The 12,999-nt window shown below is 63.8% G+C and carries 8 protein-coding genes and 1 pseudogene; 6 read left to right on the forward strand and 3 right to left on the reverse strand.

Going from position 1 to position 12,999, the window contains the following annotated elements:
• Positions 1-38: 38 nt before the first annotated feature.
• Positions 39-725: a transcriptional repressor LexA gene (lexA, locus tag ACZ1G0_RS09160; RefSeq protein WP_472736665.1), complete on the forward strand. Its 687-nt coding sequence runs from the start codon at positions 39-41 to the stop codon at positions 723-725.
• On the opposite strand, the gene ACZ1G0_RS09165 is transcribed toward lexA, so the two are convergent.
• A complete protein-coding gene (locus tag ACZ1G0_RS09165; protein ID WP_472736666.1) occupies positions 719-2,590 on the reverse strand; it encodes a ComEC/Rec2 family competence protein in 1,872 nt (623 codons plus the stop codon). The two genes, lexA and ACZ1G0_RS09165, sit on opposite strands and share 7 nt — an antisense overlap.
• A 254-nt stretch (positions 2,591-2,844) precedes the next feature.
• Here ACZ1G0_RS09165 and gltX point away from each other — a divergent pair, with 254 nt between their 5' ends.
• The 4 genes from gltX (at position 2,845) to ACZ1G0_RS09185 (ending at position 9,718) form a co-directional block, all read left to right on the forward strand.
• Positions 2,845-4,245: a glutamate--tRNA ligase gene (gltX, locus tag ACZ1G0_RS09170; RefSeq protein WP_472736667.1), complete on the forward strand. Its 1,401-nt coding sequence runs from the start codon at positions 2,845-2,847 to the stop codon at positions 4,243-4,245.
• 77 nt (positions 4,246-4,322) lie between these two features.
• Positions 4,323-5,618 (forward strand): citrate synthase, encoded by a 1,296-nt coding sequence (gene gltA / locus ACZ1G0_RS09175; RefSeq protein ID WP_472736668.1) that lies wholly within the window; start codon positions 4,323-4,325, stop codon positions 5,616-5,618.
• A 188-nt stretch (positions 5,619-5,806) separates the two neighbouring features.
• The gene (locus tag ACZ1G0_RS09180) at positions 5,807-6,703 is read left to right on the forward strand and encodes a calcium-binding protein (protein WP_472736669.1); all 897 of its coding nucleotides are present in this window, start codon (positions 5,807-5,809) and stop codon (positions 6,701-6,703) included.
• A 201-nt stretch (positions 6,704-6,904) separates the two neighbouring features.
• Complete coding sequence (locus ACZ1G0_RS09185) at positions 6,905-9,718, forward strand: peroxidase family protein (RefSeq protein ID WP_472736670.1); 2,814 nt, start codon at positions 6,905-6,907, stop codon at positions 9,716-9,718.
• Positions 9,719-9,803: 85 nt separating this feature from the next.
• Here the strand turns inward: ACZ1G0_RS09185 and ACZ1G0_RS09190 are convergent, their stop codons facing one another.
• The gene (locus tag ACZ1G0_RS09190) at positions 9,804-10,910 is read right to left on the reverse strand and encodes a DUF6456 domain-containing protein (RefSeq protein ID WP_472736671.1); all 1,107 of its coding nucleotides are present in this window, start codon (positions 10,908-10,910) and stop codon (positions 9,804-9,806) included.
• 218 nt (positions 10,911-11,128) lie between these two features.
• On the opposite strand from ACZ1G0_RS09190, the gene ACZ1G0_RS09195 reads away from it, so the two are divergent.
• Complete coding sequence (locus ACZ1G0_RS09195; RefSeq protein WP_472737787.1) at positions 11,129-11,395, forward strand: DUF6477 family protein; 267 nt, start codon at positions 11,129-11,131, stop codon at positions 11,393-11,395.
• A gap of 21 nt (positions 11,396-11,416) precedes the next feature.
• On the opposite strand, the pseudogene ACZ1G0_RS09200 reads toward ACZ1G0_RS09195, so the two are convergent.
• Positions 11,417-12,963, reverse strand: a pseudogene (locus tag ACZ1G0_RS09200) (trimethylamine methyltransferase family protein).
• Between the last annotated feature and the right edge of the window lie 36 nt (positions 12,964-12,999).

The raw sequence follows: 12,999 nt of genomic DNA on the forward strand, positions 1-12,999 counted from the left end.
CCCGAACACACAAGTCAGCTTTACACGGAGGTGCGGGGATGTTGACGCGCAAACAATTGGACCTGCTGGATTATATCCAAAAACGCATGGCGCGCGATGGTGTTCCTCCGTCGTTCGACGAAATGCGCGAACATCTGGGCCTGCGGTCAAAATCGGGCATCCACCGTCTGATCACCGCCCTCGAAGAGCGCGGCTATATCCGCCGCATGGCGCACCGGGCCCGCGCCCTAGAGGTCGTGAAGCTGCCCGAGGCGCTTGGTGGCAAGTCCAGCTTCTCCCCGCGCGTGATCGAGGGCGACAAGGCACCCGCGCCCAAGGGCGCGATGCCGGTCAGCGCCGATGCGATATCGCTACCTGTCATGGGGCGCATCGCGGCCGGGACCCCGATCGAGGCGATCTCGGAAGTGTCGACCCACGTGGCCGTGCCGGGTCAGATGATCGGCAGCGGGGGCGAGCACTACGCGCTGGAGGTCAAGGGCGACTCGATGATCGACGCCGGGATCAATGATGGCGATGTGGTCGTGATCCGCGAACAGACCTCCGCCGACAATGGTGAAATCGTTGTGGCGCTGGTCGAGGGGCACGAGGCGACCCTCAAGAAATACTACCGGCGCGGGGGTATGATCGCGCTGGAGGCTGCGAACCCCGCCTACGAGACCCGCATGATCCCAGAGGATCAGGTCAAGGTGCAGGGGCGTCTGGTGGGTTTGATCCGCACCTATTGATCCAAGGGTCCCGCCAGCCGCTGCGGCGCAACGGCCAGGTTGGGCAGATCAGGTGATGGCCCACTCGGCACCCATGGCCGGCGTCCTTGATGGTCACGGGCCGTGATGATTGCCCCATCCGCCATGATTGCCCAAGCGCCGGTGCGGCGCAACAGGTCCGGCCCGATTGTGGCGCAGCCAGCGGCGTCCTTGTTCAGAACCACCCACAGACCGGCAGCGCAGGCATCCAATGCCTGATCTTGCCAGCCGCGTCCGCCGACCGTGGCAATGCGGTACGCTTGGGTCAGCGTTGGGGTCCAAGCGGTGGCGGCAGCCTCTTGCGTCCTGGGGTCCGCGTCATTTTCCAGCCAGCTGCGTGCCACGAATCCGTCCCCGCGCGGTTTGGACAGAACGCGCCCCTCGGGGGTCAGCACGCCGACCAATCCACCGCTTTCGGAAATCAGGACAACGGGGCGCGGGGTTTGGACCCACAAGGCCAAGGCCGCCGCCACTGCAAGGCTCCCGGCCCATCGCGCCCGCCCGGCCCAGGTGACGCACCACAACACTCCGGCGGCGAACAGCGGTAGAACCGCGGGCGATGGTGCCGGGATCAGGCGCAGCGCCCCGTCCAATCCCGCGATCCAATGGGCCACACCGATAATCCAGTCGATGCCCAAACCCGCGATCCATAGGGGCAATGCCTCCAGCCCGAAGGGCGCAAGGATCGCGGCCATGACAATAGCGGGCATGATCAGCCCACCCATCAGCGGGACGGATAGCAGGTTGGCCAAGGTGCCGTATTGCCCGATCTGGTTAAAGTGCGCGGCGGCGAAGGGTGCCGTAGCGGCCCCTGCCACCAGAGACGCCAGCAGGACCGACACGGCGGGCAGGATCCAACGCGGCACGCCAAGGCGTGGCAGAGACACGGCGCGGAAAGTCAGGACAAGGGCGATTGTGGCCGCAAAGGACATCTGGAACCCCGGGCCCAGCAGCGCCTCTGGCCGCCACGCCAGCACGATCAGGGCGGCAAGACCGATGGAGCGCAAGGTGAACGCACGCCGCCCGACAATCACCGCCACCAGCATGACCGCCACCATCACAAACGCGCGCTGCGTTGGGATTGCGGCCCCGGACAGGGCGAGGTAGGCGCCAGCGGCTGGCAGTGCGACCCAGGCCGCCCACACCTTGATCGGATAGCGTAAGGCGATCCACGGGACCAGAGCCAGACCCCCGCGCACCGCCATGAACACGAACCCCGCCAACAGCCCCATGTGCAGGCCCGAGATCGCCAACAGGTGCGCTAGGTTCGAGGCGCGCAGCACCTCCAGCGTGGGTTGGTCGAGACCGGACCGATCCCCCACGGCCAGCGCCGCAGCCACGGCCCCCGTCTGGCCCGGCAGGTGATCCTGCAGCGCGGCGGACATGCGCTTGCGCAGGGAATAAACCGGCATGGCCCCGTCCGCCGGGGCCGCAAGCACAACCGGGTTGCGGGTATAGCCGACTGCGCCCAAGGACAGAAACCACGCGTGGCGTTGGAAATCGAAGCCCCCGGGCTCCGTCGGGCCTTGGGGCGGCGACAGGTGCCCCGTCGTCATGATCCGCTGGCCCGGGATGATCGCGGCACTGTCCCCATGCACCGAGATGCGCACCCCGCGCGGGGTCCGTTCGGGCGATGTCCGCTCCAGCCGGACCGTATCCAGCGTCAGGCGCGCCTTATCCGATGCAGAACGGTCCATGGCCACCACCCGCCCCTCGATCGCGCCGTAGTACCGGAAATCGAGCACGGGTCCGGCCACGGCCTGAGTCCGCGCCGCCCCGGCCAGAACGCCCAGCAGGCACACCGCGCAGGTCACCGCGATCCCCCCCAACTGCCCCGTGCCACCCATCCCGCGGCAAAGGCCAACGCGCAGAGGACACCCATCAGGGCCAGCGCGGGCGCGCTCGGCTCTACCGGCCAAGCGAAATACGCGCCGATCCCCGCCCCAAAGGCAACGGCCACCTGTGGCAGGCGGTGCCCCCTTTGGGACTGCAAGGCGTGGATAAGGTGGTCGGTGGCGCGCACGCTTGTGTCCCCTTGACGCATAACCTACACGGACCGCGACACTCTATTTCCCCCATGGTTACCGAAAGGTTAATTCCGATGACCCAGCCGCCCGTGACCCGTTTCGCCCCGTCGCCCACAGGTTTTCTGCACATCGGTGGGGCGCGGACGGCGCTGTTCAACTGGCTGTATGCGCGCGGACGCGGGGGCAAGTTCGTGCTGCGCATCGAGGATACGGACCGCGCGCGATCCACCCCCGAGGCGACCGACGCGATCCTGACCGGCCTGCGCTGGCTGGGGCTGGATTGGGACGGCGATGCGGTCAGCCAGTTCGACCAAGCCCCCCGCCACGCCGAGGTCGCGCGCCAGATGTTGGCAGATGGCACGGCCTACAAGTGTTTCGCCAGCCAAGATGAAATCGCCGCCTTCCGCGACGCCGCCCGGGCCGAGGGGCGCAGCACCCTGTACCTGTCCCCATGGCGCGATGCGGACCCCGCGACCCACCCGGACGCGCCTTACGTGATCCGCCTGCGTGCCCCGCGCGAGGGGGCCACGGTGATCCGCGATCAGGTGCAGGGCGACGTGACCATCCAGAACGCGCAGCTGGACGATATGATCCTGCTGCGGTCCGACGGCACGCCCACCTATATGCTGGCCGTGGTGGTGGATGATCACGACATGGGCGTGACCCATGTGATCCGGGGCGATGACCACCTGAACAACGCGGCGCGCCAGATCCAGATCTACGCCGCCATGGGGTGGGATGAACCTGTGTGGTCCCACATTCCCCTGATCCATGGGGCCGACGGCAAGAAGTTGTCGAAACGCCACGGCGCGCTCGGGGTCGAGGAATACGCCGCCATGGGCTATCCCGCGCCCGCCATCCGTAACTATCTGGCCCGCCTGGGCTGGTCCCATGGCGATGACGAGTTCTTCAGCGATGCCCAGGCGTTGGAGTGGTTCGACCTGTCCGGCATCGGCAAGGCCCCTGCCCGACTGGACCTGAAAAAGCTGGAAAACCTGTCGGGGCAACATCTGGCGGTCATGGACGACTCCGAAGTGGTCGACGCCTGCGCGGACTTTTTGGCCCGCACCGGGGCCCCCGCCCTTTCTGCAACGCAGCGCGAGGGCCTGCAAACTGCGATGTATTGCCTCAAAGGCAGTGCCAAAACCTTGCCCGTTCTGCTGGAAAAGGCCCTGTTTATACTGGCGGAACGCCCTATTCAGCCTGATGCGAAGGCGCAGAAAAACCTTGATGATGTATGCAAAGGCATACTGACAGAATTGACGCCGCACCTGCAAACTGCTAGCTGGACGCGAGAGGCGATCGAGGCCGCCGCGAGCACCATTACCGAGGCCCACGGGATCGGTTTCGGCAAGCTTGCAGGCCCCCTTCGCGCCGCACTCGCAGGACGGACCGTCACACCGAGTGTTTTCGACATGATGTTGGTTCTGGGCAAAGACGAGACCCTGGCCCGGATCACAGACGCAACGTCATAGTCCCGGCCTTCAGGTCGGGTCTGCGGCGCCGTATACCCGACCACGCGACCGTCGCGTGGCCTGATGAAAGGACAACCATGGCTGACACCCCAAAGACTGCGACGCTGACCATTGGCGACGCGAGCTACGATTTGCCCATCTTCTCGCCCACGGCCGGGCCAGATGTGCTGGATATCCGCAAGCTGTACGGGCAAGCGGGCGTGTTTACCTATGATCCGGGTTTCACCTCGACCGCGTCTTGCGACAGCGAAATCACCTATATCGACGGCGGCGAAGGCGTGTTGCTGCACCGGGGGTATCCCATCGGGCAACTGGCCGAGAAATCGCACTACCTGGAGGTCTGCTATCTGCTGCTGTACGGCGAGCTGCCCTCGGCCGCCGAGCTGGAAAAGTTCGAAACCACGATCACCCGTCACACGATGATCCACGAACAGATGGCCAACTTCTTCCGTGGGTTCCGCCGCGATGCCCACCCCATGGCCGTCATGGTCGGTGTGGTCGGGGCCATGTCCGCATTCTATCACGACAGCACGGACGTCAGCGATGCCCGCCAGCGCGAGATTGCGTCCCACCGCCTGATCGCCAAGATGCCGACCATCGCCGCATGGGCCTACAAGTACACCATTGGCCAGCCCTTCGTGTACCCGCGCAACGATCTGGATTACGCCTCGAACTTCCTGCACATGTGCTTTGCCGTCCCGTCCGAGGAATACCATGTGGACCCGATCCTGGCCCGTGCCATGGACCGGATCTTCACCCTGCATGCAGATCACGAACAAAACGCCTCGACCTCGACCGTGCGTCTGGCGTCGTCGTCGGGGGCGAACCCTTTTGCCTGTATCGCCGCTGGCATCGCCTGCCTTTGGGGCCCAGCCCACGGCGGCGCAAACCAGGCCTGTCTGGAAATGCTGCAGGAAATCGGGACCGTCGATCGGATCCCCGAATTCATCGCCCGCGCCAAGGACAAGGACGATCCGTTCCGCCTGATGGGCTTTGGCCACCGGGTCTACAAGAACTTCGACCCGCGCGCGACCGTGATGAAGGAAAGCGCGGACGAGGTGCTGGACCTGCTGGGCATCGAGGACAACCCGATCCTGCAAGTCGCCAAAGAGCTGGAGAAAGCCGCGCTGGCCGATCCCTACTTTGCCGAGAAAAAGCTGTTCCCCAACGTGGACTTCTATTCCGGCATCATTCTAGAGGCGATGGGCTTCCCCACCTCCATGTTCACGCCGATCTTTGCCATGTCGCGCACCGTGGGTTGGATCAGCCAGTGGAAAGAGATGATCGCTGATCCACAGCTGAAAATCGGGCGTCCCCGTCAGCTTTACAAAGGTCCGACCAGCCGCGATTATGTTGACGTCGAAAACCGCTAAGGCACCTGCCTTGCACATTGAAACAGCGCGCCCCCGTGGCGCGCTGTTTTCGTTTGGCACAGACAGCGGCGCGGGCGCGGAGCAAGAGCCTGCCACTCAATTGTACGGGCTTTGACACAAATGGATCGTAATTAAACCGAAAACAAAAGGCATGATCACCGCAGATTGTTGATACGGAGACCGTAATCATGTGGACACTTGCACTTTTGGCTTTGGGGTCTTTGGCCCTGTCCTTCACCTTGGGCGGAGACGACGCCCCGGCCACCTTGGACGATGACAGCCCCGCGCCGGCTGATGACGGATACAGCGACGCAGGTGATGGCGATTTGCTGGATTTTGCACTGCTGGGCCCCCAAGGCAGCGCGGATGCCACTTCGACGGGTGTATATGGAACCAACGGTTTATTGACCCCGGCGTTGACCGACGCAACTGCCTCTGCAGACCCGGTTCAAAACACGGATCAGGCCGCACAGACGGAGGACACCGATACACTTGCCCCTGCACTCAGCGATCCAGCGACCGACCCGGCAGCTGTTTCGGAGGACGAGGCAGAGTTGATCTTTGGGACACCAAACAACGACGACCTGACCGGAACGACAACAGATGACACCATCGCGGGCGGTCTGGGCGAAGATACGATGGACGGCGGCGCCGGGGACGATACCCTGTTTGGCGGGCGCATGATCTCTGTCACTGCGGACATCGATTCGGGCCCGCAGCCCATGTCCGATGACGCGACTGACATCATGTTTGTGGATGACGCGGTGGCGGACGATCTACGCGGCGGCGCAGGCGACGACACGCTGATCCTTGGCGGTCTGGACAGCGCAACAGGTGGGGACGGCGCAGACCTGTTCGAGGTTCTTGCCGATGCCCGGGGCGACACACCGCCCACCATCACCGATTTTGAGACGGGGATCGACAGCCTGGATCTGGATGTGGCGGAAGATGCAGAGGTTACAATCGAACAAGACGAGGATGATCTGGTGGTTCGCGTAGACGGCCTGCCCGTTGTGCGTTTGTCTGATCTAACGCTGGAAGCCTTCGATATGGCCGACATTACCCTGAATGTCGCGGAGGCCTGATAGGCACCGCGACCTTGGACCTGATTGCGCCCCGATCGGAAACAGTGCAGTCTTTTGTTTACCCAACTCTTGTTCCTATTTTTGCAAATTTATGGCAACACGGGGGCGGGTGGCGGCGTGAGCGATGGAATGCGACATGCCTTTTTGTGTTTTATTTGGTGAAGCGCGGACCCGGTCGGTCCTGCGTCGGAGTGTGTAACGATGTCGGATGCAGCCAGCCGGTGCCCCTTTCTCGCGCAGCTACAGGAAATGCCGCGTCTGACCGAGGCGCGCTATGCCGATGGTCTGGGCGCGCTTTACGCCACCGAAGATCCGGTCCTGATCTCGCAGCACATTTTTGACCAAGAGGGCGACATGCCCAACTCGGGCAATCTGTCGACCATGTTCACCACATGGGGCCAGTTTCTGGACCACGACCTGTCCCTGTCCCCCGAACAGCACGCCGACGAAGGCGGCGAGACCATGGCAGACGGGCTGGGCAATGACATCGGTCGGTCCGAGGTTGCCGAAGGTTCCGGCGTCGATGGGCCTCGCGTCCAACTGAACGCGATTTCATGGCAGATTGATGGCGGCAACGTCTATGGCCACGGCGACCGCGTCGATGATGTACGCAGCTTTGAGGGGGGCAAGCTGACCCTGATCGACGATCCCACCTCGGACCGTGGGCTGCTGCCCAAGGCCACCGCCGAGACGCTCATGGCGGGCGAGATCGAGGGCGAAAACACTGTCTTTCTGGCCGGTGACATCCGTGCCAACGAGAACCCCAACCTGCTGGCCATGCACACGATCTGGGCGCGGGAGCATAACTATTGGGCCGAAAAGCTGGCCGAAGAGCACCCCGATTGGGATGATCAGCAACTGTTCGACGGCGCGCGCCAGATCGTCGAATACAATATGCAAAAGATCACCTACGACGAATGGCTGCCCCATCTGGTGGGCGAGGCCGTGGGCGACCCCGAGGGGATTGCCTATGATGCCGCCGTCAACGGCGAAGTGGCCATCGAGTTTTCCACCGCAGCCTTCCGGTTCGGCCACACGCTGGTGTCCAGCCAGATGCAGCGCCTGGACGAAGACGGGTCCGAGGCCGAGGGCGGCCACCTGTCCTTGATGGACTCGTTCTTCAACCACGATGTGGTCGAACAGAACGGCATCGACACCCTGTTCCGGGGCATGTCCAGCCAGAACGCGCAGGAACTGGACGCCAAGGTCATTGACGATCTGAACTTCTTTCTGGCGTCGCCTGAAGGGGTTGCCAGTTTCAGCCTCGTGGCGCTGAACCTGCTGCGTGGGGCGGACCATGGGTTGCAAAGCTATGTGGACACCCGCGCCGCCCTGTTGATGGACATTGATCCGGCCACGCTGGACCCGGACGATTTTTCGATCATCACGTCCGATCCGGCGGTGCAGGCCGAACTCGCCTCTGTCTATGACACTGTGCATGACGTGGATCTGTGGGTCGGTGGGCTGGCCGAAGATGCCGCCCCCGGGGCGCAAACCGGCCCCCTGTTCACCCATATCATTGCCGATCAATTCGGGCGGACAGCGGCCGCCGACGAGACTTTCCTCGACCTTGATCCTGCGTTGGGGGCCGAGATCATCGCGCTGGTTCAATCCTCCAGCACCATGTCCGACGTGATCCTGCGCAACACCGATATCGACACGATCGATGGCGACCCCTTCACCGCCCAGACCCGGGCGTTGGAACTGGTGGCCGACGATGTGCTGGGCGTCATGGACGGCGAAGTCATGGAACTGGCCGCCTACGACATCAATGGCGACGTAAACCTGCTGGACGGTGACGACATGGTCATGGTTACGGGCGGCTCGCACCTGTCAGGCGACCTGATGCTGGGCGAAGGCAACGACACGGTCGAGATGTCCTCGGGTCACGTGGATCAAGACGTCATGGGCGGCGCGGGCGATGACCATGTGATGCTGTCCAAGACCGCCCACATCGCGGGCGACGTGATGACCGAAGACGGGGACGACATGGTTTCCCTTACGGATGTGGCGTGGGTCGAGGGCGATGTGATGACCGGCAGCGGTCAGGACACGGTCCTGCTTGGCAACAGCACCCAGATGATGGGGGCCGTGCGTACGGACAGCGGGGCTGACTACGTGCAGGTGAATACGAACCAGACGGACGTTTTGGTGTTTTCCGGCGCGGATGCAGACGTGATCGAGGTCATGTCCGGCGCAGGCACCCTGCACGGGGGCGCGGGCGATGACATGGTCATGATGTCCAACGCCGACACAGACACCAGCACCCTGATCCGCATGGGCACGGGGAACGACACGCTCGACGCCTCGGACGGGGGATCGGCCTTTGTGGCGGGCGGCACCGGCGCGGACGAAATGCAAGGCTCTGCCGTGCATGACCGCCTGTTCGGCGGGCGCGGCGACGATCTGTTGTTCGGCCATGATGGCGACGACCGGGTCATGGGCGCGCGCGGCAATGATATCCTGCGCGGCGGCGATGGGTCGGATTACATCAACGGCGGCGTGGGACGCGACGATCTGGGCGGCGGGCGCGGGGATGACCGCATGTTCGGCGGGCTGGGCGATGACACCATGCAGGGCGGCTGGGGCGACGACCGGATGAACGGCGGCAACGGCAGTGACATCCTGCGCGGCGGACGCGGGGACGACACGCTGGCCACGGGGGGTGACGGCGACGATCACGACATCCTGCTGGCCGGTCAGGGCGACGATGTTCTGTTCTTTGGGGCCAATGGCTCGACCCGGGCCGAGGGCGGCAGCGGCGCGGACAGGTTCGTCCTGCGTGGCGATGGGCCGGAGGGGCAGCTGCAAGGCCAACACGTGATCACGGATTTCGACGGGTCCGAGGATATCCTGAACCTGACGGATGTGTCGGACGGCCAAGTATTGGAGTATCTGTTCGGCCAAGGCGATGGCAACGACCTGAAAATTCAGGTGCAGGGCAGCGACGGCAGTGACTATCTGTTGATCGAGGATCAAGAGGAAGACGACCCCTTCTGGGCCCCGGTGTTGTAGTCCTTTCGGCCTAAAGGCCCCCCAAGGCGAAAACCCCGTGCGCGTATCGCGCCGGGGGCATTGGGTCCTCGGACTGTGAGTGCGTCTAGCGTTGAGCGGCGTAGTACTCGTGCAGCCGTTGCAGGGCGATCCGCAGGACGATCTTGCCGGACCGCGCCGACCAGCCCATGCGTTTCTCGGCGGCCTCCAACCCTTCTAGAAAGCAACACACCCGCAGGACCACATCGCCCAACCCCGGTCCAAGCGCCTTCAGCGCATCCGCCACTCGGGCGCGGGCATCGGTTGGACCGGTGGCCGGACCGTCCCCGTTGAACCCGCCGCGATCTCCGGCGGTCAGAAAGCGGTCCCAGTTCTGGCCCACCCGCGGCCCCATCTGCGCCGTCTCGAAATCCTCGCGCAGACGTTCGCCCGCGATCACCAGATCCATGTTCAGGAAGGGCTTGCCATCCTTGTCCTTCTTGCGGGCCAGTGACCCAAGGGGGCTTTCGGCCAGATTGATCCGCAGCTTGGGGGCGTCCGGTTCGGGGTCCACGGCGCGCACATCCCATTCGGCGTGTTGAGACAGAAAGGGCGACGGCGCCTCGGCCATGCCACGAGCTGCGACCTTTTTCTTGTGATCCTCGGCCAGCAGGCGCTTCAGCGCGGCGCGACCGGCCTCGGTGATGCGGTACTGGGTGACTTTGCCCGCAGCAAAGCAGCTGATCCAGTCCTTCAGGGCGAAGGCTTGCGCGATCATACGCGGCAGCACGGCGGTGCGGGTGGGCGGCCCCTCGGACGGTTGGCGCAGGACCACGGCGCGGTCCATCTCGTGGCTGACCACAAGGACCGCGTCCGCCTCGCACAGACGGCGCAGCACGCGCCGCGCCTCGCGCGCAATGGTTTCATCGTCGGGGGTGCGGGGCATCGGAGACATGACAGTCATTGGGTTTTCGTCCTTTGGTAGGGGGAGGGCTGCGGCCAAACGAGCCGCCAGCAGGTCAAGTGCAGAATCGATCAACGGATCGTCCCTGCGTGTTTCCAGCGCCCGGACCTGTCGCAGGATGGTCGAAGGGTGCACCCCCTCGCCCCGCGCCAGTTCCCGCAACGCCACACCGCCACTGGTATGGGACAGGTAACGCCGCACAGACACAGGCACCCAAGCGGGCAACGACAGGTCATTTGGCGCAATATGCGGGGGCAGAGAAAACGTCATCGCGAGCAGTCCTGACTATCGCCTAGGTTGTTTGAAACACAGAGCCACAACACCTCTGATTGGTTATCAATGCGTTAATGACTGTGGAAAATTCTGTGAATTGTTGACAAATTGTAAACAGTTTCAGGGCCGTCCGCTGCTTGGCTGCGTCCCGCAACGGCCCGAAACCTCGGGCACAGTCGGGGCAGTCAAATCAAAAGGATGCCCCAGATGACCCGATCAACACCCCTTCCCTCGACACCCTACGCCGCCCTCGCATGCTGGTGCGCGCCGCGCGCTGCGGCGTGACCGCTTACGACCGCAAGCGCGATCTGCGCCGCCTGACCCGGGTGGCCGTGCCCAGTTGTCACCGCACCGCGCTGAACCGTTTGATGGATATGGAAGCACGTCTGGACGAGCGGCGCCGCAACCACGACACCAACTACTCCATGACCCGCCATGTGGATGTGTTGATTGCCCTGATGGGCGAAGCGGCGGAGCTATAGGCCCCGCCGCACACGGCTGCCCTAGATGAACGCGTCGGGCATGCCTTCTTTCTTCTTGATGATGTATTCCTTGAGCGCGCTATCGACGGCCGGATCAAGGTGCGGCTGTTGGTAGTCGTTCAGCATCTTGGCCACGCGGGCAGAAGCCAGCGCCGCGGTATCCCGGCCCCCTTCGTCGGCCCATGTCTCGAAGGGTTTGTAGTCCAACAGATCCGACCGCCAGAACGCATCCTTGAAGTTCGCCTGGGTGTGGGCACAGCCAAGGAAATGCCCGCCGGGCCCAACCTCGCGCAACGCATCCATAGCCTGGGCGTTTTCGTCGATCGCCACGCCCCGGGCCAACCCATGCAGGGCGCCCAATTGATCCGCATCCATGACGAATTTCTCGAAGGAGGCGACAAGCCCCCCTTCCAGCCACCCGCAGGCGTGCAGCATGAAGTTCACGCCCGACAGCAGACCCATGTTCAGGCTGTTCGCCGTCTCGTAGGCCGCTTGGGCATCGGGCAGTTTCGATCCACAGAACGACCCTGCCGACCGATAGGGCAGCCCCATGCGCCGGGCCAACTGCCCCGCGCCGTAGGTGATATGGGACGCCTCGGGCGTGCCGAACGTGGGCGCGCCGGAGTTCATGTCGATCGAGGTCACAAAGGCCCCGAAGATCACGGGCGCGCCGGGGCGGATCAACTGGTTGTAGGCCACGCCCGCCATCACCTCGGCCAGCACTTGCGTCAGGGTGCCCGCCACGGACACGGGCGCCATGGCTCCGCCGACGATAAAGGGTGACACGATACAGGCTTGGTTGGCGGCGGCCAGTTCTTCCATCGCGCCCATCATGATCCCGTCAAAGGTCAGGGGGCTGTTGATGTTGATCAGGGAGGTCGTGACCGTGCGGTCATCGAGACCACCGAACAGGATATCGCACATCTCAACCGTGTCGGCGGCGCGAGAGGGTTCGGTTACGGACCCCATGAACGGTTTGTCAGACAGGGACATGTGCGCATAAAGCATATCCAGATGGCGCTTGTTCACGGGCACATCTGTCGGCTCGCACACTGTGCCGCCCGAGTGGTGCAGCCATTTGGACATATAGCCCAGCTTCACAAACTTCTGAAAATCGTCCAGCGTCGCGTAACGGCGACCGCCTTGGGCGTCGCGCACGAAGGGGGGCCGTAGACCGGGGCCAGCACAAGGTTCTTGCCCCCAATCTCGACGGAGCGTTCGGGATTGCGCGCGTGTTGGGTAAAGGTGCTGGGGGCCGTGGCGCACAGCTTGCGGGCCAGTCCCTTGGGCAGGCGCACCCGTTCGCCGTCCACATCCGCCCCCGCGGCGCGCCAGCGATCAAGTGCTGCGGGGTTTTCCACGAAGTTCACGCCGATTTCTTCAAGGATCGTTTCGGCATTGGCCTCGATGATCTGCAACGCCTCTTCGGTCAATACCTCGAAGTTGGGGATGTTGCGTTCGATAAATTTAGCGGTCTCGACGCTGACGGCAGTGCGCTCGGCCCGGCGCGCGGCCCCGCCTCCGCCCCGTGCGCGACGACGACCTGTAGTGACTGCTGCGTCTGACATGGCAAAACTCCCGCTACCTGTTGGACGTCAGATAGC

Source organism: Thalassobacter sp. HA4-2 (genome assembly GCF_055693705.1).